General features: G+C 41.8%; 17 protein-coding genes and 1 tRNA gene. 12 read left to right on the top strand and 6 right to left on the bottom strand.

Annotated elements, in window-relative coordinates; genetic code table 11:
• The first annotated feature begins 7 nt into the window (after positions 1 to 7).
• Entirely contained in the window at positions 8 to 724 is a 717-nt protein-coding gene (locus tag ABVF21_RS03750; RefSeq protein ID WP_194221226.1) for a glycosyltransferase family 2 protein, read from the top strand.
• Between the two features lie 47 nt (positions 725 to 771).
• Positions 772 to 1,761: a glycosyltransferase family 4 protein gene (locus tag ABVF21_RS03745; protein ID WP_242057371.1), complete on the top strand. Its 990-nt coding sequence runs from the start codon at positions 772 to 774 to the stop codon at positions 1,759 to 1,761.
• Between the two features lie 9 nt (positions 1,762 to 1,770).
• On the opposite strand, the gene ABVF21_RS03740 is transcribed toward ABVF21_RS03745, so the two are convergent.
• Both ABVF21_RS03740 and ABVF21_RS03735 read right to left on the bottom strand, forming a co-directional pair.
• Positions 1,771 to 1,902, bottom strand: coding sequence for a hypothetical protein (locus ABVF21_RS03740; protein WP_276511840.1), 132 nt, complete (start codon positions 1,900 to 1,902; stop codon positions 1,771 to 1,773).
• 74 nt (positions 1,903 to 1,976) lie between these two features.
• Complete coding sequence (locus tag ABVF21_RS03735) at positions 1,977 to 2,771, bottom strand: hypothetical protein (protein WP_283152329.1); 795 nt, start codon at positions 2,769 to 2,771, stop codon at positions 1,977 to 1,979.
• 129 nt (positions 2,772 to 2,900) lie between these two features.
• On the opposite strand from ABVF21_RS03735, the gene ABVF21_RS03730 reads away from it, so the two are divergent.
• The 8 genes from ABVF21_RS03730 (at position 2,901) to ABVF21_RS03695 (ending at position 16,315) form a co-directional block, all read left to right on the top strand.
• Positions 2,901 to 4,076 carry a hypothetical protein gene (locus tag ABVF21_RS03730; RefSeq protein ID WP_194221229.1) on the top strand — a complete coding sequence of 392 codons (1,176 nt, stop codon included), beginning with the start codon at positions 2,901 to 2,903 and terminating at the stop codon, positions 4,074 to 4,076.
• A gap of 102 nt (positions 4,077 to 4,178) precedes the next feature.
• Positions 4,179 to 5,078, top strand: a complete 900-nt coding sequence (locus ABVF21_RS03725) for a hypothetical protein (RefSeq protein ID WP_194221230.1) — start codon at positions 4,179 to 4,181, stop codon at positions 5,076 to 5,078.
• Between the two features lie 80 nt (positions 5,079 to 5,158).
• A complete protein-coding gene (locus tag ABVF21_RS03720; RefSeq protein WP_194221231.1) occupies positions 5,159 to 5,383 on the top strand; it encodes a hypothetical protein in 225 nt (74 codons plus the stop codon).
• A gap of 581 nt (positions 5,384 to 5,964) precedes the next feature.
• On the top strand, positions 5,965 to 8,421 hold the full coding sequence (locus ABVF21_RS03715; protein ID WP_371017509.1) for a hypothetical protein: 2,457 nt from the start codon (positions 5,965 to 5,967) through the stop codon (positions 8,419 to 8,421).
• 763 nt (positions 8,422 to 9,184) lie between these two features.
• Positions 9,185 to 9,535, top strand: coding sequence for a hypothetical protein (locus ABVF21_RS03710; RefSeq protein WP_194221233.1), 351 nt, complete (start codon positions 9,185 to 9,187; stop codon positions 9,533 to 9,535).
• 67 nt (positions 9,536 to 9,602) lie between these two features.
• On the top strand, positions 9,603 to 12,272 hold the full coding sequence (locus ABVF21_RS03705) for a hypothetical protein (protein ID WP_371017508.1): 2,670 nt from the start codon (positions 9,603 to 9,605) through the stop codon (positions 12,270 to 12,272).
• A 27-nt stretch (positions 12,273 to 12,299) separates the two neighbouring features.
• The gene (locus ABVF21_RS03700) at positions 12,300 to 13,505 is read left to right on the top strand and encodes a hypothetical protein (protein ID WP_371017507.1); all 1,206 of its coding nucleotides are present in this window, start codon (positions 12,300 to 12,302) and stop codon (positions 13,503 to 13,505) included.
• A 200-nt stretch (positions 13,506 to 13,705) separates the two neighbouring features.
• Entirely contained in the window at positions 13,706 to 16,315 is a 2,610-nt protein-coding gene (locus tag ABVF21_RS03695) for a glycosyltransferase (protein ID WP_371017506.1), read from the top strand.
• Positions 16,316 to 16,443: 128 nt separating this feature from the next.
• Here the strand turns inward: ABVF21_RS03695 and ABVF21_RS03690 are convergent, their stop codons facing one another.
• From ABVF21_RS03690 to ABVF21_RS03675, 4 genes are all read right to left on the bottom strand, one after another.
• Positions 16,444 to 17,127 (bottom strand): DUF421 domain-containing protein, encoded by a 684-nt coding sequence (locus ABVF21_RS03690; protein WP_371017505.1) that lies wholly within the window; start codon positions 17,125 to 17,127, stop codon positions 16,444 to 16,446.
• Between the two features lie 181 nt (positions 17,128 to 17,308).
• On the bottom strand, positions 17,309 to 17,731 hold the full coding sequence (locus ABVF21_RS03685) for a GNAT family N-acetyltransferase (protein ID WP_194221237.1): 423 nt from the start codon (positions 17,729 to 17,731) through the stop codon (positions 17,309 to 17,311).
• Positions 17,731 to 18,246, bottom strand: coding sequence for a YjcG family protein (locus ABVF21_RS03680; RefSeq protein ID WP_194221238.1), 516 nt, complete (start codon positions 18,244 to 18,246; stop codon positions 17,731 to 17,733). Before ABVF21_RS03680 ends, ABVF21_RS03685 begins: the two co-directional genes overlap by 1 nt.
• Positions 18,247 to 18,355: 109 nt before the next feature.
• Positions 18,356 to 19,078, bottom strand: coding sequence for an alpha/beta hydrolase (locus ABVF21_RS03675; RefSeq protein WP_371017504.1), 723 nt, complete (start codon positions 19,076 to 19,078; stop codon positions 18,356 to 18,358).
• 117 nt (positions 19,079 to 19,195) lie between these two features.
• Here ABVF21_RS03675 and ABVF21_RS03670 point away from each other — a divergent pair, with 117 nt between their 5' ends.
• A complete protein-coding gene (locus tag ABVF21_RS03670; protein WP_371017503.1) occupies positions 19,196 to 19,750 on the top strand; it encodes a phosphatidylglycerophosphatase A family protein in 555 nt (184 codons plus the stop codon).
• 100 nt (positions 19,751 to 19,850) lie between these two features.
• Positions 19,851 to 19,926: transfer RNA gene (locus ABVF21_RS03665), tRNA-Val, on the top strand.
• The last annotated feature ends 88 nt before the right edge of the window (positions 19,927 to 20,014 follow it).

Below are 20,014 nucleotides of genomic sequence, written 5' to 3'. Positions count from 1 at the left end.
GGAGAGTATGAAGAAAGTATCAATCATTATCCCCTTTTATAACTGTGAATATATTGATGTAGCGATTGAAAGTGCTTTGGCACAGACGTATAAGAACATTGAAGTGATCGTGATTAATGATGGTTCAACGCTCTATACAGAGAAAATCAAACCGTACTACGGACGGATTCGCTATATTGAACAGGGAAATAAAGGGACAGCAGGGGCGCTAAATACGGGGATTGCTAATGCAACGGGAGAATACTTTACATGGTTAAGCGCTGACGACCTTTATCAACCCAATAAAGTAGAAAAGCAAGTGACTGCGCTCGAACAATCCAATCACGTTATAGGGTACTCCTCTTATGTGTTGATAAACGAATTTGGAACAGTAACAAGCGGATCAGTAGGGGTGGCTTTTCCTAATCGACTATCTTTCTTAAAGCATTTAAGGCAAGGGTGTGCCATTAACGGCTGCACGGTCATGGTGAAAATGGAAGTGCTCCGGGCATTAGGCGGGTTTGATGAAACGCTAAGATTTACACATGACTATGATTTGTGGGCGCGTATTGCAAAGGATCATGCCTTTTCTTATATAGACGAATGTCTTGTTCAATACCGGGTGCATAGTGAGATGGGAACACAACGACACAGTGAAGCCATTCGAACAGAACTTCGCCTTGTGAAAAAGAAAGTGAGAATGCTCCTTCTAGAAGCGTATCGGAAAGAACGTATGCAATTATGAAATTCACCTTCCCAATCATTACTCTATGTAAAGGCGGCGCACAAAGAATGCTGGCTGAAATAACGAATGGCCTTGTAGACCGTGGCCATGAAGTCATCATTCTGATGCCAAAAACCGGTGTGATTGAATATCCAATAAAATCAACTGTCAAACGAACGACAGAGCTATACGGGATACCAGAATCTTCTTATCCGAAAGCAGATGTTATTGTATCGAACTATTATACGCTTATTGACGACGCAGAAAACGCTAGTAGGAACAAGAAAGGTATCCACATAAGAATTAGTCTGTGTTACGAACCAACCTTTTTACCTGAACAAGAATTATCCTTCCCAAGTTATCATGTAACGCCAAACCTCATTGTATTATCGAAATGGCAGCAAGACCTGATTCGACTAAATCATGGCATTACTGGCTCAATCGTACCTGTAGGAATTAGTGACCAATTTTATAATATGGGTACACGGTTATTAAATAAAGTCCCTAATCTTACAGCGATACTAAGAAGGCCAGAGGGAGGTCATTCCTGGCATCGTGAGCAAAATTACCTGTTAGAGCAACTGGCTATTGTTCAAAAGTCATACCCTAATGCCAAATACACATTAATTAGTCCACCTAATGAGTTGGCTGCTTCTAAAGCGCTTCAAATGATTAAAGCATCAGGGAAGTATCGCTATCTCACACCGGCTGATGATCGAGAGTTGGCTTATCATTACAATGAAGCAGACATATTTGTCAATTCTTCTACTTATGATACGGCTTCACTTCCTGGACTTGAAGCCATGAAGTGTGGAGCTGCACTCGTCACAACGTATAACGGAGGTAATTTAGATTATTGCAAACACGGCGTGAATTCCCTGCTTTCTTACCGCTATGAAAATCGACTAGCAGAAGACGTTATGACACTACTAAGCCAACCAAATCTAAGAAATGAGATCGCATTAAATGGAGAGAAAGAAACAGAGAAATGGACGTGGAAGCGAAGCGTCGACGCCTTTTTGAATGCTGTTCACTCCATAATAAAAACGACCGGATAATCCGGTCGTTTACTGTGTATTTGGCTTCCAAGTCGTTTTACCACATGTGCGGCATCCTTTTATTTGAGTGGGCCGCGACTTTCTTGTTCTTCTTGTACGTTTCACTTTTTTATATAATTCTTGAATATCTGCTTTCTTCATCTTTCTCCTCCTGACAGACTTTTCTATAACTTTGTACATCTTATTCTGCTAGGAAGAGTAAGGTGTGGAGTTGATTACTTCTTCTGATGAAATGGGTTAATGACTGATGTTTTCCGCTGATTATGATTAAACTTAAATGGATCAAATGGTGAGGGTTCAAAAAGTGTACTAGACTGAGAAAAAGGGTTGATTGGCTGGTGATTTTGATTTGGTGAAGTCGTTTGTGGCTCTGTTTTTTGTTGAGGAACGATCGCATCAGGAACATCGGGCCACTCAGACAGAGGGTGATCCGTTTTTTGATGTGATGCAAGCGTTGGATTCACTTCTTCTAAAACGTTTGTAACTAATCTTTCATACATACCGATTGAAATGTGATGTACCGGCTTGAAATAGGGTTTCATAAAATATTGAATGATCATATAGGAAATCCATTCAATTGCAGTATAATGATCATCTTCTTTAATAAAGCAAGTCATTGTGGATCCATTGAAAGGAAGCCAGGCATTTTTGTGAATTCTTTTTTGTAAATCAAGGCTCTTATAGTCGAGTGCTTTCGGGCGTACTTTTTTGTTCCCGATCAAAATGGATAGTGGAGAAGCGAGGTGTGAGGCTACATCAATTGTGATCGATAGGTCACTGTTTTCTTCCATATGTGTAGCATCGATTCCCGTATGCCTTACTAACTCCATAAGGGAATAAGCATAGTGGCTCCACTCGGAAGTGAGATGCAGCTTCTTCCCTTCTAATGGCATCGTAAGAACATTGTCGTTCATCTGCAGCCCCCAGTATGGGAGAAGTAATAATAGCGCATTTAATTCTTCGCTTGAGAGCTTACAAATCACTTTATCTTTCCAGATGAGATTTATCAAAAAATCTTCTCCTTTCTTCTCCATGAGAAACGCATATGAAATTTGGGCAGCTCCTTCTGTTGCATTTCTGTGCTAATTCCATAGTATGTAGTGAATCAACCTATCATGTGAAAGAAAGGAAGGAACGATATGGGTCACAAACAACATAAGCAACGCACCGTTCCTACAGCTACAAATAGCCTACAGGATGAGTGCATTCGCGTTCAAAAAGTATACGATTGGGTAACCGATCAGCTTTCTGTAAAGAAGAAAATCAAATTTACAGATCATGAGCTTAAAAAGATCGAATGTGCTATGGAAGATCCAAGCCGCCGTCCACTTCGTATTGTATGTAAAACACCAGAAGCACCTCCTTTGTTCCCACTCTCAGGCAGCGAGCATACAGAAGATGACTTTTTCTGTGAACAAATTGGAGAAAAACGGGATGTTAGCGTAGCAATTCCTGGTGGGGGATTTGCAGATGCTCAACTCGTTGACCTTTTATTTACAACTGATGTAAAGGTGAAGGTTGTCGACCGACATGGCGATTTAGTAACAGAGGTCGATTGCAACGCATCTGTTCTTGAATCATTTGTGCTATGCTTCCCGAATGGAACAGATCTCTTCTGTCGAATCACTAAAATTGTATGCCGCATTCCTTCAGGAACTGTATTATTAAACTGTCCTGCACCATCTTCATTTGATCTAGAAGTTATTTTCTGTGTAGACATTCAAGTAGAAGCTGAAGTGAAACTAGAGGTTCTTGCGAAGTTCTGTTCACCTCGTGACAATGATCTAATTGCACCTGACTTGATCGATGAATGTCCTCCAATTGAATTCCCGGAACAGTGTCCAGACATCTTCCCGCGTCCAAGTTGTGATTGCTCACTAAGTGGTGAAGCGAGTGGAGAAATAGACTGTGATGATGATTCTGGTAAAGCAACATTGCTTGTAAACATTTGTGATAATTGTAGTCTTACTGGAAGCTCTATGAAACTTAATTTCCATGACACAGACTCAAGCGATGGAAAGAACGACTTTACATTCACTGCAACGAGTTTTGATCAAGATACTCTTAAGTGCGAAGAATGTGGAGATGGTTTGAAGTTCATCGTTGAAGGTAGCGGTGTAACGGATCGCGGTCGTACGTTTGACTTTAAACTTGCTGTAGTTGACGCAGACGATGATCAGTGGTTTGAAGTGCATTTATTAAACCGTAGAGGAAAAGTTGTCTTTAATACAGGAACTGTGGAAGTTGAAGAAGGCGATCTTACCGTTGATGATTGCATCACATTTGATGATATTAAGTACAAGAAACAGTCATAAATCAGTAGTGCAGGAGATCATATCCTGCACTTTTTTGTTATGAAAAGAGACCTATCACTCATACATATAGAATGTAGCGCTGGTTAGAGAGGGGGAGGTTCCATGCAGGGTGAAAAATTGAGTTATTCTCGTCTCATTTCACGTACGAAATATTTTCAAGAAAAATCGCTGGAACTTGAGAAAGAACTTATTTTTGCGAACGATCAATTAGCTTCGCTTGAGAAGCAAATCGAGTTAAGTAAGGAGCAGGAGAAAACGATCGCTTATTTGCAGGAAGAGTTAAATTTATTAGAAAAAGAGCTTGAAAACCAGGCAAAAGAGCATGTGCTTATTAAGGAAGAAGTAGAAGAGAAGAAAAGTATTGGGCAAGATGATGTAAGGATACAAGGATATGAAAACCTTCTTGCAGAGATGCAAATAGAGATCAATGAAAAAGACAAGCGGCTTCAGCATTATCAAGGAAAAGTGAAAAACCTTGAGAAGCGGGCGCAGTATCAAAAGAACGAAGAAGTATCAGAGTCAGTCAAGGAAAAAGATGAAATAGCTGAGACTTACGCTGTGAGCTACTTCAATACTTCTATAATTATTAGCGATAAACAGACGGTTATGATTCGTGGAGATTTACAAATTGAAAATTGCGGAACAACGAAATTGCGTAATCCTCTTGTTTGCTTTCGCTTTTTGCCGAGAGAAGCAGCTACCTTAAAAGGGCGTATTTATTCCATTGATGATGTAGAAACAAAAGGTGTTGATGCAAGCGATCGAATTCAGTGGGTATTTCCTGATCATGATTGGTTAGAGAAATCAAAAGAGAAGGGGGAAATTTGGGTTTCTCCGTTACACCCAGTGATATTGAAGCCTGGAGATAAGATCGGGATCGAAAGTTTTCAAATCCCAATTAAATCTGAATTTAAAGAGCCTGTTATTATTGAAGGATTTGTTTATTTTCAAAAAGAGAATTATAAAATAAAAGTTTCAAATCAAATAGCCTTGAGCTACTAATATAGATGGCGCCCATACCCACTATCCTCCTTTTGCATAGGATAATGTGAAGTAAGAGGATAAGAGGGGGAGGATTTAGAATGTCTGAGAAGAAGAGAAAACCGCAAGTCATTCACGTTGATAAACTGATCGTTAAAGCTAATGAAGTTATTATCCGCAATGACCGTGAACATAAACGATATGAAGATATAGAAGAAAATAGAGAAAACAAGCGAGACCCTTGGGGATTTTTTGGATCGAATGATGAGGAGGAAAGAGAAGAAGCAGGAGAAGATACGAACAAAGGTGGCTTTAATTGGTTCTAAGAGCAGAATATTCTGCTCTTTTTTTTGTTGTGTAATTATTCAATATTTTATTACATAATATGGTCAATGGATTAAGTGTGAAATGTGTATGTTTAGAAGTAAAGTGGTGTTCCGCTAATTTTTCTCATATTAGAAAGAGATCATCATATATTGTTTGAGATGCAACATAGTAAAGACACACATTCAGAGTAAACCGACTCAAATTTTTCGCTTTCGAAAGACGAATTGGGTTTGATTGAGTTGAATAACGTATTTTGATTTTATTGGAAAAGGAGGAGAGAAAGTTTTTATATTGACGACTGGGCCAATTGAAAATAAACCTACTGTTGGTACTAGAACAACGCACTAGGTAACAATAAAGATTTCGAATCGTAGTTCTGTCAATACCTCTACAATAGAAGTAATGGGAAAGTAACTAAATTTTACCTAGACGGTAATAACAATTTAGGAAAACGGAATGGAACATTGTAACCAGCACATGGACTTGTCCCATTAGAATCGAAAGTTAATTTAACGGCGAAATTTTACTTTCCTAAACAAACGGTTGAAGTGAAGGTTTTAAGCGGAAAAGGGGGGGTAAAATGCCAACATTATACACTGGTCCAATCGAAAATGCTCCTGTAAATGGTGTTAGAGCAACACAACAGTTTTCAGTGAAAATAACTAATCGAAGTTCAACGTTGAACGGAACTGTCTATATCGAAGGATATATATTAAGTAATACCAGGACTTTATATGTTCAAGAATTGTTCAGTATTGCACCGAATCAAGTTATTACTAAGACTTTTGTCGCTAATTTTGATGCATTTGAGTTTAATTTCACTACAGGAGGGGGCGCTGAAAAAAATATTGAAGTATCTGCCTGGGGTAAAAACACTGCAGGCCAATTGGTCACGGCTCATCGTTTGGTTTCTTCTGAATTGATAGGGGCCCAATTGAGTGGAGCCACTGGAGCGACCGGGGCAACCGGAGCAACTGGGGTAACGGGATCAACTGGAGTAAAAGGAGCGACCGGAGAAACAGGAGCCACCGGATCAACGGGTGCAACCGGAGAAACCGGAGCAACTGGATCCACAGGAGAAATGGGATCAACCGGAACAACGGGAGCAACCGGAGAAACCGGTGAAACAGGTGCCACGGGAGCCACCGGAGCAACGGGTGAAACAGGAGCAACCGGAGCAACCGGAGAAACCGGTGAAACAGGTGCCACGGGAGCCACCGGATCAACGGGTGCAACCGGTGAAACAGGAGCAACCGGAGCAACCGGAGCAACCGGAGCAACGGGAGTAACCGGAACAACGGGAGTAACCGGAACAACGGGAGCAACCGGAGAAACCGGTGAAACAGGTGCCACGGGAGCCACCGGAGCAACGGGTGCAACCGGTGAAACAGGAGCAACCGGAGCAACCGGAGCAACGGGAGTAACCGGAACAACGGGAGCAACCGGTGCCACGGGAGCCACCGGATCAACGGGTGCAACCGGAGAAACCGGAGCAACTGGATCCACAGGAGAAATGGGATCAACCGGAACAACGGGAGCAACCGGAGAAACCGGTGAAACAGGTGCCACGGGAGCAACCGGTGCCACGGGAGCCACCGGATCAACGGGTGCAACCGGTGAAACAGGAGCAACCGGAGCAACCGGAGCAACGGGAGTAACCGGAACAACGGGAGCCACCGGATCAACGGGTGCAACCGGTGAAACAGGAACAACCGGAGCCACCGGATCAACTGGGGTAACTGGAGCAACGGGAGAAGCAGGAGCGACCGGAGAAACCGGAGCAACGGGTGCAACCGGTGAAACAGGAGCAACCGGAGCCACCGGAGCAACGGGAGTAACGGGAGTAACCGGAACAACGGGAGCCACCGGATCAACGGGTGCAACCGGTGAAACAGGAACAACCGGAGCCACCGGATCAACGGGAGTAACGGGAGTAACCGGAACAACGGGAGCCACCGGATCAACGGGTGCAACCGGTGAAACAGGAACAACCGGAGCCACCGGATCAACTGGGGTAACTGGAGCAACGGGAGAAGCAGGAGCGACCGGAGAAACCGGATCAACGGGTGAAACCGGTGCCACGGGAGCCACCGGAGCAACCGGTGCCACCGGATCAACTGGGGTAACTGGAGCAACGGGAGAAGCAGGAGCGACCGGAGAAACCGGAGCAACGGGTGCAACCGGAGAAACCGGAGAAACCGGAGCAACTGGAGAAACCGGAACAACGGGATCAACCGGACCAACCGGACCAACAGGAGCAACTGGAGAAACCGGAGCAACCGGAACAACCGGAACAACCGGAGCATCGGGAACAACGGGATCAACAGGAGTAACGGGAGTAACCGGGACAACGGGATCAACAGGTGTAACTGGATCAACCGGAGAAACCGGAGCAACCGGAACAACCGGAGCATCGGGAGTAACCGGAGTAACTGGAACAACGGGACCAACAGGAGCAACAGGAGCAACCGGAGTAACCGGGACAACGGGACCAACAGGAGTAACGGGAGCAACCGGATCAACCGGAGCATCGGGAGTAACCGGAACAACCGGAACAACCGGAGCAACAGGAGTAACGGGAGCAACGGGAGCAACCGGAGTAACCGGAGTAACCGGAACAACCGGAGCAACTGGTACTGGCGGTGCGAATTTATATCAAAATCAAAATCCAGCTACTCTTGGGGTTTTTCCTCCTCTTAATACCGAAGTAGTTTCTAATTCTATTCCTATAACAGCTGTATCAGGGAACTTAATGAAGATTGACTATGCTGTGGGAGTGGAATTTGTAAACACAGCTAATTATAGCGTAACTTATGTGTTGCGGTTATATCGTAATGGAACTCTTATTGAAACGAGAACAGCCAACAGAGTAGGATCAGGTGCTGGTACGCAAAACTTACCACTTGCAGACACTTTTGTTGATACAACGCCAGTAATCGGGCTAAACAATTATCAGCTTAGAGTAATTGTTACAGCTGCTTCGAATGTTACGACCTTATCGGTAATCAATAGAAACCTGAATATTATTCAATTTTAGCTTAAACGCGGTACTCTTTTCGAGTGCCGCTTATTTAGATTTAACAATGGATAATTAATTTTTGACGAGACGTCTCATACATTTAAAAGCAATGCATATCAGGGAACATATGAATCGAGTTGTGAAAAATCTAAGCATGGTCCGATTTACACTTCCCATTTGTAATTATTCCAAGCCTTACATCACTCTTCCGAGATATACAAATTGGCAATTTTTAGCGGCAATGTAATTTTTGAGAATAACTATTTTCCAGTTCCATTCAGTACGGGGGATTTGGTATATCTGAAAAAGGATAGAGTGGACAATACTTCTTACAGGTTATTCAAATATCGTCAATTCATGGATTCATAGCAGTATTGTAATAGTGGCATCGGTGATATCGGATTACCGCCAGTGGGAATTTACAATACACAGTTAGATACGCCTATTTGTGCTGGATTGTAACCTCGGATTCTAGCTTGAAATGCACTAAAACAATTCTATTCATATTAGCGTAAACGTGAAAATAATTACTGTGATATACAATATTTAAAAAGTGCAGAATTCAGTGTGATATGGTAACAGTTATCTATTAGTTATGTAAGGGAGTACCCCTGTAAATATTTTTCATATTAGAAAGGAATCATCATATATTGTTTGAGATGCAACTTAGTAATGACAGACCTTCCAAAAATGACGCGGGGATTTTCACTTCAGATAGGGTCATCTGGATCAAGTGAGGTGATTAAGTCACTTGAAGTGAGTAGGGTAAGGAGGAGAGATGTTGCTTATTTTGACGACTGGGCCAATTGAAAATAAACCTATTAATGGTATCAGGCCAACGCAACAGGTGATAATCAAGATTTCGAACCGTAGTCCTATCAATACCTCTACAGTAGAAATAGTGGGGAAGCAACTAAACGGAACTCAGACTGTGTATGTCTTAGAACTAATGACTATTCCTGTGAATGGTGTCGTTTCAAAGACTTATTTTGCAGATCTTGATGGTTATCAATTTTCGTTTAATATAACTGGCCTTGCAATGGCGCAAACAGGAATATCAGTTTGGGGAAAGTCGAATGGCACATTGCAACCGGCACATAGACTTGTCCTATCTGAATTGAAAGTAGATTAAACAGCGGAATTTTACTTTCCTTAACAAACGGTTGAAGTGAAGCTTTTAATGGGAAAAGGGGGGTGAAATGCCAATATTATACACTGGGCCAATCGAAAACGCTCCAGTAAATGGTGTCAGAGCAACACAACAGTTTTCAGCGAAAATAACAAATCGAAGTTCAACGTTGAACGGAACTGTCTATATCGAAGGATATATATTAAGTAACACCAGAACTTTATATGTTCAAGAATTGTTCAGTATTGCACCGAATCAAGTTATAACTAAGACTTTTGCGGCTAATTTTGATGCATTTGAGTTTAATTTCACTACGGGTGGGGCCGCTGAAAAAAATATTGAAGTATCTGCCTGGGGTAAAAACACTGCAGGCCAATTGGTCACGGCTCATCGTTTGGTTTCTTCTGAATTGATAGGGGCCCAATTGAGTGGAGCGACCGGGGCAACCGGAGCAACTGGGGTAACGGGATCAACTGGAGAAACGGGAGAAACGGGAGCAACCGGTGAAACAGGAGCAACGGGAGAAACCGGAGAAACGGGAGCAACCGGTGAAACAGGAGCAACGGGAGAAACAGGAGCAACGGGTGCAACCGGAGCAACGGGAGCAACCGGTGAAACAGGAGCAACCGGAGAAACGGGAGCAACAGGAGCAACCGGAGAAACAGGAGTAACTGGTGAAACCGGAGCAACGGGTGCAACAGGAGCAACGGGTGCAACAGGAGAAACCGGACCCACCGGGGCAACAGGGGAAACGGGGGTAACCGGGGCAACGGGTGAAACTGGAGCAACCGGAGAAACCGGAGTCACGGGTGAAACTGGTGCAACCGGAGAAACGGGAGCAACGGGAGCTACCGGAGTCACGGGAGCAACCGGAGAAACCGGAGTAACTGGTGAAACCGGAGCCACGGGAGCAACCGGATCAACTGGAGCCACTGGAGCCACCGGGGCAACGGGAGCAACCGGGGCAACCGGAGTAACCGGAGCAACGGGTGCAACTGGAGAAACAGGAGAAACCGGAGCCACGGGTGAAACCGGAGTAACCGGGGCAAAAGGGGAAACGGGTGCAACCGGAGTCACGGGAGAAACCGGAGCCACGGGTGCAACAGGAGCCACGGGTGCAACAGGAGCAACTGGAGAAACAGGAGAAACCGGAGCCACCGGGGCAACGGGTGAAACTGGAGAAACCGGAGAAACCGGAGCCACGGGTGCAACCGGAGAAACAGGAGTAACTGGTGAAACCGGAGCCACGGGTGCAACAGGAGAAACCGGAGCCACCGGGGCAACAGGGGAAACGGGGGTAACCGGGGCAACGGGTGAAACTGGAGCAACCGGAGAAACCGGAGCCACGGGTGAAACTGGTGCAACCGGAGAAACGGGAGCAACGGGAGCCACGGGAGCAACCGGAGCCACCGGGGCAACAGGAGCAACGGGAGAAACGGGAGCAACGGGTGAAACTGGTGCAACCGGAGCCACGGGAGAAACAGGTGCAACCGGAGAAACTGGGGCAACCGGTGCAACGGGTCCTACTGGAACTATAGATCCAGATGTAACAATTGCAAATGTAGGTCCAAATGTCAGTTCACAATTTAGTGAATTAAGAACGGCTGCCAAAACGCCTATTATTGAATTGACTTCCGTCTACGGTCTATCTGATTTACGAGATATTGTTTCAACTACTGGTAGTGCAACCGTTTCAAGCAATGATACTGAGTTTGTTTTAACGACTACAGCCAGCGGAGCTGATTCAGCAATATTGTCTAGTGCGGAAAAAGGTAGGTATCAATCTGGCTATTCTGGAGAGGCAGGTATTGGTGTCCGTCTTCCTGATCTGCCAACAGGCACTCAAGTTGTAAGGTGGGGATTGTTTGATGATGAAAATGGTGTTTTCTTCGGAGTGGATGATACTTCATCGTTTGTAGGAATTAGGAGAGGCGGTGTAGATACGGTTATTCCCCAAGCTTCTTGGAATGTCGATCCACTCGATGGAACAGGTCCAAGTGGAGCGACCTTAGATTTATCCAAAGGTAATATATTTCAAATAGATTTCACGTGGTATGGCTATGGTGTCATTGAGTTTCGAGTTGTCATTCCGAACCCTACTACTCTTGCACAAGAAGTTATAACCGTTAATCGTTATGCTCCAAGTGGAGAAACGAGTCTTGCTGATCCTAACTTACCTTTACGAGCCGAGATTAATAATGATGGAACTGCAAGTGCGCTTCAGGTATTTGTAGGAGGAAGGCAGTATTCAATTATAGGGAACTACAACCCAACATTTAGAATCACATCTGAACGACGTACGATCACAGCAACCACAACATTAACACCCGTTATTTCTTTTCAACGTAAGACTGAATTTCCCGCAGGGTCAGGTAGGCCTAACTCAGTAAGTGTAACACTAGAGGGGATTGATTTAGTAACTAGTGATGATATTTATTATCAAGTTTTACTCGGTGGAACGCTGAATGGGTCCTTTGTCACCTTTCCAACTGCAACGACGAATATTCCAAACTCTGAAACGGCCTTACTTGTAAATACTACATCCACTACATTAACAGGCGGGCAGGTACTCTTACAGGGACTTGCAGCAGCTTCTGCCCAGGGGAACAATCGAGTTCTGGCATCTGCATCCTTGTTGGATTTCGAACTCCCTGATACCGCATTTGTGACACTGGCCGTTGCAACATTTACAGGAAGTGGTTCCGTAGTTGCCACGTTCAGAGTAACTGAAGAATGGTGAGGACTTGCAGAGAATGGAGGGTTGATTTTGGCGGATATAAACATTACTAACATTGGCCCAAATGTTAGTTCACAATTTGATGAGCTTCGAATTGCAGAAAGGACGCCAATCGTAGAATTGACATCCGTTTATGGTGTTTCTGCTATAAGAGATATTGTGACTACGACTGGCGGGGGAACCGTTACAAATGATGCAACTGAATATAGCGTCAGTACTTCTACTGGCGGCACTGACGCGGCTACACTGGATAGTGCATTAAGAGGAAGGTATGAACCCGGGTATGCTGGTGAGGCGGGGATAGGAATCCGTCTTCCCAGTCTTCCAACAGGTACACAAGTTACAAGGTGGGGGTTGTTTGATGATCAGAACGGGGGTTACTTTGGTCGGAATGCAACAGATACATTTGTAGCTGTTAGAAGAGGTGGAGTCGATACGGTTATTAATCAATCATCCTGGAATGTTGATCCATTAGATGGAAGCGGTCCTAGTGGAGCAACTCTTTCGCTAAGTAAAGGGAACATCTTTCAAATTTTTTTTACATGGTATGGATATGGAGTTATTGAATTTAGAGTCGTATTGCCAGATCCCACTACCCTTGCACAAGAAGTTATTACGGTTCACAGATACTCTCCAACCGGAGAAACAAGTTTTGTTGATCCCAATCTTCCACTAAGAGCGCAGGTCGATAACGATGGTACTTCATCAGCACTTTCCGTTTTTGTAGGTGGGAGACAATACGGGATTGTGGGGAGATATAATCCAATATACAGGGTTACATCGGAGAGAAGGACGGTTAGTGGAATTGGAGCAACGTTAACACCTCTCATTTCATTTAGGAGAAAATCAGTGTTTCCAGCAGGATCAGGAAGAGCTAATTCTGTTCAAATTAGTCTGGAAGGAATTCAGGTTATTTCTTCTTTAGATGTTGCTTATCAGGTCTTAATAGGCGGCACAATTAACGGTTCATTTGGGAATTTCCCTACTGCTAATACGAATATACCAAATACCGAGACGGCTTTAGAGGTGAATAATACGGCGACCACGTACACCGCTGGTGAAGTGGTATTTCAAGGAGCAACATCAGGTGGGTCTGGGGTTAGCAGAGTAGTAGGTATGAATGAATTAATTGATTTCACCCTCCCAACGAATGAAATTGTTACGCTAGCTGCAGTGAATTTGGAGGGAGGTACAGCGACAGTAACGGCTACATTTTTACTCACTGAAAGTTGGTGAAGTAAAAAATAGCAGTTCTCTAATACTTGTATAAACTTTCTAGAACGGGATCTCCCATGGTTGTGTTTAAATCTTTACTGCATACTTTGTTAGCCATGGGAGTCCCGTTATTTTTCCAATGAATGTGGGTTTATGTAATAAGTTCCCCTTTAACGCAATTGAATTAATTAAATTATACTAATTCTTAGGAGGAATGAGATTTGGTTTCAATCAGTTTATGCTTAATTGTAAAAAATGAAGAAGCTGTATTAGGGACATGCCTTCATTCCATTCATGACATTGTTGATGAGATTAATATTATCGATACAGGATCCGATGACAAGACAAAGGAGATTGCTGAAAGTTATCAAGCAAACATTTATGATTTTAAATGGGTAAATGATTTTGCGAAGGCTCGTAATTTTGCTTTTTCTAAAGCGACAATGGATTATATTCTATGGCTTGATGCGGACGATGTCTTTCTAGAAGAAGACCGTCAAAAGCTGAAGAAGTTGAAGAACGATCTCGATCCCTCTGTCGATTCAGTAAGGATGCACTACAACCTTTCCTTAGATGAATTTGGGAATGTGACTTCGAGTTTGATGCGAAATCGTCTAGTAAGGCGAGAGCGTCATTTCAAGTGGGTCGGGGCAGTTCATGAGTATTTAGAAGTTGGTGGTAATATAATCAACAGTGAGATTTCTGTTCTTCATAATCCCATCCATCATGATGCAACTAGAAATATAACGATCTATAAAGAAAGGCTAGAACGTGAAGAACAATTTACTCCTAGAGATATGTATTATTTTGCTAATGAGCTTAAAGACCATAGCGAATTCGAAACGGCAATTGAGTATTATGAGAAATTTTTGGAAGGACAAAAAGGCTGGATAGAAGACAATGTGGCTACGTGTGCAAAGCTTGCTGACTGTTATGCTGCCCTTGGTAAGAAGGCAGACAGTTTGCGCTCTATCCTTCATTCTTTTTCTTATACTACACCAAGACCTGAATTTTGCTGTAAGGTAGCCAATTATTTCTTTGAAAAGAAGGATTATCAACCTGCTATATTTTGGTATAAATTGGCTACGAAAACAACCATTCAAGAAGATAATTTAGGTACCCAAAAGCGTTTCTATTCAAATTGGATTCCGTATATTCAACTTTGTGTTTGCTATGATGTTCTTGGAGATTATGAGACTGCTTATTACTATAATGAAATGGCGGGAGTTACTCGACCAGGTGACTCTAAATATGTGCAGAATAAACAGTATCTTGAAAAAAGGCTTCTTTCAGTTAAAAAGAAGGTTTTAATAGCAAGCCCGATTCGGCAAGATCCTGAGATTCTAAGGTGTTTTCTGAAGTCATTGAAACGGCTAAATCAAGAAGGGTTATCATTTTATTATTATTTTATTAACGACAATAAGGATAAGAAATCAACGTTATTGTTAAAGGATTTTCAAAAGGAAATGCAGGAAGTGATGATTAAGGATATTGATTCTGAAGAAGAATACCGAAAAAATCAGATGACACATTATTGGAATGAGAGCCTTGTATGGAAGGTCGCTCAATTTAAGGATGCAATGATTGAACATGCAAAAGAACATAAATTTGATTATATCTTTCTAGTGGATTCAGACCTTGTCTTACAAAAGGAAACGATTCAACATTTAGTTGCACAACAGAAAGATATTATATCCGAGGTATTCTGGACTAGATGGCAGCCTGAAGCGATGGAACAACCTCAAGTATGGCTTACTGACGAGTACACTCAATTTGAAAAAAAACCTGGTGAAGAGCTAAACGATTCAGAAGAAGGACAGCGATATCGTGATTTCATCAATCAATTAAGGCAACCAGGTGTTTATGAAGTAGGCGGGCTTGGTGCATGCACATTGATTTCAAGGAATGCGCTTGAAAAAGGGGTATGCTTCAAAAAGATCCCGAATTTAACATTTTGGGGAGAGGATCGTCATTTTTGTATTCGAGCGGGTGCGCTAGGTCTTTCTTTATGGGCGGACACTCATTATCCTCCTTATCATCTATATCGGCGATCGGACCTTGAAGGTGTAAATGATTACTTGGAAGCTGACGTGATTGAATTGCCTGTAGCGGATAAGAAAGTGAAAACTTCTCAAAAACCACGAATTACGTTGTCTATGGTTATTAAAAATGAAGAGGGAAAATACTTAGAAAAAGTATTAAGAAAGCACCTGGATTATATTGATGAGGCTGTAATCATAGACGATGGAAGCACGGACAATTCAGTTAGAATTTGCAAAAAAATACTAGAGGATATTCCGTTAACCATTATTCATAATAGCGAATCCAAATTTTCAAATGAAATTACTCTCCGTAAACAGCAATGGGAGAAAACAATTGAAACAAATCCTGACTGGATTCTGAACATGGATGCTGATGAGATGTTTGAGGACGGCGTCGCTCAACAACTTAGAGCGCTAACAAACCAAGAAGAGTTTGATCTGTTTTCTTTCCGGATTTATGATATGTGGGACGGAAAAAACTATCGAGAAGATGAACAATGGAATGCTCACCATCTTTATCGTCCCTTTTTATTAAGATACAAAAACGATTTCACTTATAAATGGAAAGAACAGAAACAGCATTGTGGAAGATATCCTGAGAATATTTTTCAGCTTCCCAATAGCTTATCTTGTTTAAGAATTAAGCATTTAGGATGGTCTACAGCAGAACTGCGAGCAGAAAAATACAACCGGTATCTTAAACTAGATCCGGAAGCTGTATATGGAAAAAGAGGGCAGTATGAAAGTATTCTTGACCCTAATCCAAAATTGATCCAATGGCAAGAATAATAAATATACGGATGAGGTAGATGATTGTGGTTCTTTCCATAAACACCTCATTTACCTATCACAATGATCCATATGATTAAGGATGTACGTTATTTACAATTCGGGTAAGGATTGGGAGAATAGATCACCTAATCCTTATCAATTTTTTGTAGAAATACACCTGTATCCTGTTGCCACTCCAATATTAATAAATCTTCAGCATGATCGATGTTATGCTCCTTAAGAATTTTATTCAACCATTCCTCATTGAAACCAGCATCATGAAGGTTTCCCCAGTCGATTTTCCCATCCGAAATAATATCAACTGATAAATAACCCTGTTTTGGTTTAAGATCAAAGTCTTGTTTTGTCGGCTGCTGATAATCTGATTTCTTTAATACACTAATACTTCCATTCGTTTCAAGAATGGCGAATTCAACTTCTCGAAGTGAGAAAACATCCTTTTGTCGAAGTAAATTTTGTAATTGATTGATATCTAATTTGTTTTTTTGAAGTTGACGCCGATTAATTTTTCCATGACTGATCACAATAGAAGGATTTCCTTCTAGAATGCTTCTCGTACCTCTGAATTTCTGTGTAATCCATTCCACAATATAAATTAATACACCCCATAGTAAGACTGCATAGATAATCGATAATATATTGACTTCTTTGTCGTAAATCGCATTTCCTACAAGTTCTCCAAGTACGAGTGATGAGATAAAGTCAAAAGGTGTGATTTGAGTAATCTGTGTTTTACCAAGTGCCTTTGTTAGTACGAGTAAAGCTAGAAAGCCAACGAGAAGCTCTAACGTAATTGATCCAATACCCACAGATCACCATCTCCAATTCAATTTGCATCAATTTTAGCATGCACGAAAAAGGATGATTTAATTGGTTTTTTTTAATTTTTTGTTGATACGATTATATTTAAGAAAAACATTCAGGTTGGAGAGAGGGTACATTATTAATTGAAGAAAGTCCAAACAAAAAGACACTGGTTAGAAACCAGTGTCATAGTGCTTTTATCATTGTGACGTGAGGTATCCCAGCGTCCATAAATTCTCCAGAAACCGTTGTGTATCCAAGTTTCTCATAAAACCCTACAGCGGTCATTTGTGCATTGAGTTTCATTTCTTTAAGATCTAATTCTCTCGCATGTTTTTCAATTGAATTCATTAGAATCTGTCCGAGACCTGTTTTACGATAGTCCCTTAGCACACAGATTCGTTCAACTTTAGCTATATGATCTAATACTCTAAAACGACCAGCAGCTGTAGGTTGGTGATCATCGTAAGCTACAAAGTGATAAGCGTGTTTCTCGTGCTCATCAATTTCTAATTCAGCTGGTACTTTTTGCTCTTCAACGAAAACAGTCTGTCTTACTTGAAAAGCATCATCCAACTCTTTCTTCGATTGAACGACTTTCACTTCCATTAGCGAACTTTGCCAAGGTGAAACGTTTCATAAACGGTCCACATACCATTTTCTAATTGATAAAGGAGCTGGAAGCGATCGATTGTTTCTTCGTGATTAACATCTTTCATCTGCAAACTACCATATACATCAGAATGCTCATCATCCGAAAGGTTCTGTGCGATCGTAATGTGAGGAACAAAGTTGTAGTCACGTTCCGAAAGAGCCTCTTCAGGATTTAACTTTCTATGCAAATCATCAAGAACTTCATTGTCTTTCACTTTAAAATAAATCACGTTGTTAACAGGATTAAAAGATCCTACTTTATAAACATGCATTGAAAAAGGTTTAGACTCATCAGAGATTTTGTGTAGCACAGGTGTTAATTTCTGAATCTCTTCTTCCGTTGCATCAAAGCCCTCGCGTAAAGTCAAATGTGGTGGAATGAGCGCATAGTGCGGATCATAACGTTTTCGAAAGGAGTTAGCAACGTCTGCTAGTTTTTTCGATGGGAAAATTGCAATGCCGTATTTCATATTCCATTCCCTCCTGGTTAATATACTCGATTGCCATTGATCGACAAGTCATATAATGTTCCATTTATAATTATACCAAAAATTCAAAAATAAGAAACGATTGACTCACTTAGAGTTTAAACATGTGTAAAAGAGAGCGTTTCATATCCGGTTGCCAGTTCTTCCAAAGGTGCCCGCCTTCGAATTCATCATAGAAATAATCAAAATCTTTTTCCTTTATAATTTTATTTAATTTACGGTTTGGATTAATGAAATTTTTTGTTTTCCCATCTGTTGTAGGTACTTCTGTTTCTTCTGTTCCGATAATATGGTATAGAGATAGCAACTCAGGCTCAGCAAAATCCTCTACCTTATTCATGATCGCCTCATCTACATATGGTGAATGAAGGATAGCCCTACCGAACGTTCTTGGGTAGTCAAGAGAAGCGCGCAAAGCGACTGTAGCTGCTAAAGAGTCACCAATTAATCCTCGACCATACCCAAGATGGTAGGTAGCATACTGTTCATCTAAATAAGGAACAAGTTCATTCGCAAGAAAACGAAGGTAATCATCTGACTGCTCTCCGTCTGGGTGATATTTTCTCCAGCGATCTTCCACACTTTTATAGGGAATCCCTACAATAATGAGCTCTTCAATTTCGTCATCTTCAATTAGTTCATCGGCTGTGCGGCCAAGTCTTCCTAATTTAAAGTAATCGCTCCCATCATTAGCGATAAGAAAAGAGTATTTGTATAGTGGTGAATAATTATATGGTAAATAAACTTGGAAAGGAATTTCTTCTTTTAAATAGTGACTGTAGATGCTTTCATCTTTGTATGTACCTCGGTTCATTGCAGTGCCTCCCGTAAAATTGTTGAAATAGTTTGATTGTTTGACAATGTAAAAAACATTAGTGATATAATGATTCTAACACATAATTATTTATCGTTTACAGAGAGGGGTCTTATTATGAAGAAGCGCATCCATAGTAGAGAAACAGAAGCAGCAGCAAAAGCCCTAATAAAAGAACGTGGCGTTACAATCGAGGATATTGCAGAAATTGTTTACGAAATGCAATCCCCATATGTAGATGACCTTTCCATGGAGGACTGTGTCGAAAGTGTTGAGGCTGTTCTCACAAAACGAGAAATCCAGCATGCGGTTCTGGTTGGAATTGAACTAGATAAGCTAGCGGAACAAGGAAAGCTTTCTGAACCACTTCAATCCATTGTGGAGACGGATGAAGGGTTATTTGGTGTTGATGAAACAATCGCACTTGGTGCCGTATTCGGCTACGGTAGTATTGCGGTTACGACATTCGGTCACCTTGATAAACAAAAATTTGGTATCATCAAAAAGCTTGATACAAAAGTAGGGGAAAGTGTTCACACCTTCCTTGATGATCTCATCGCCAGCATTGCGGCAAATGCATCTAGTCGCCTTGCGCATCGTCTGCGTGATCGAGAGGAATCCCTTGATAAAGAAGAGCGTGAAAAGCGAGATAAAGAAGAACGAATCGGATAAATGAAAGGGCATCGTTTCGGTGCCCTTTTTTTCTAATATTTTCCCATGAAAGGATTGACAGTTCTTTAGAACTTCATGTATATTTATAAATGTCCTAATTGATCCGTTAGCTCAGTTGGGAGAGCGCTACCTTGACAGGGTAGAGGTCGTTGGTTCGAGCCCAATACGGATCACCATACATCAAACATTCCAAGCGGCACCTCAACTTCATTGAGGTGTCGCTTTTTTGCATTGGTTCAAGAAGTAAACGGAGGAGTGAGATCG

Source organism: Pseudalkalibacillus sp. JSM 102089, from assembly GCF_041366475.1.
Taxonomy (GTDB): domain Bacteria; phylum Bacillota; class Bacilli; order Bacillales; family Guptibacillaceae; genus Guptibacillus; species Guptibacillus hwajinpoensis_B.
This window is presented reverse-complemented; position numbering and strand designations above follow the sequence as displayed.

Excerpts from the sequence above, each read along its gene's own strand:
- ABVF21_RS03750 (WP_194221226.1), top strand. The coding sequence starts at position 8 with ATGAAGAAAGTATCAATCATTATCCCCTTTTATAACTGTGAATATATT.
- ABVF21_RS03745 (WP_242057371.1), top strand. The coding sequence starts at position 772 with ATGCTGGCTGAAATAACGAATGGCCTTGTAGACCGTGGCCATGAAGTC.
- ABVF21_RS03740 (WP_276511840.1), bottom strand. The coding sequence starts at position 1,902 with ATGAAGAAAGCAGATATTCAAGAATTATATAAAAAAGTGAAACGTACA.
- ABVF21_RS03730 (WP_194221229.1), top strand. The coding sequence starts at position 2,901 with ATGGGTCACAAACAACATAAGCAACGCACCGTTCCTACAGCTACAAAT.
- ABVF21_RS03725 (WP_194221230.1), top strand. The coding sequence starts at position 4,179 with ATGCAGGGTGAAAAATTGAGTTATTCTCGTCTCATTTCACGTACGAAA.
- ABVF21_RS03720 (WP_194221231.1), top strand. The coding sequence starts at position 5,159 with ATGTCTGAGAAGAAGAGAAAACCGCAAGTCATTCACGTTGATAAACTG.
- ABVF21_RS03715 (WP_371017509.1), top strand. The coding sequence starts at position 5,965 with ATGCCAACATTATACACTGGTCCAATCGAAAATGCTCCTGTAAATGGT.
- ABVF21_RS03705 (WP_371017508.1), top strand. The coding sequence starts at position 9,603 with ATGCCAATATTATACACTGGGCCAATCGAAAACGCTCCAGTAAATGGT.
- ABVF21_RS03685 (WP_194221237.1), bottom strand. The coding sequence starts at position 17,731 with ATGGAAGTGAAAGTCGTTCAATCGAAGAAAGAGTTGGATGATGCTTTT.
- ABVF21_RS03680 (WP_194221238.1), bottom strand. The coding sequence starts at position 18,246 with ATGAAATACGGCATTGCAATTTTCCCATCGAAAAAACTAGCAGACGTT.
- ABVF21_RS03675 (WP_371017504.1), bottom strand. The coding sequence starts at position 19,078 with ATGAACCGAGGTACATACAAAGATGAAAGCATCTACAGTCACTATTTA.
- ABVF21_RS03670 (WP_371017503.1), top strand. The coding sequence starts at position 19,196 with ATGAAGAAGCGCATCCATAGTAGAGAAACAGAAGCAGCAGCAAAAGCC.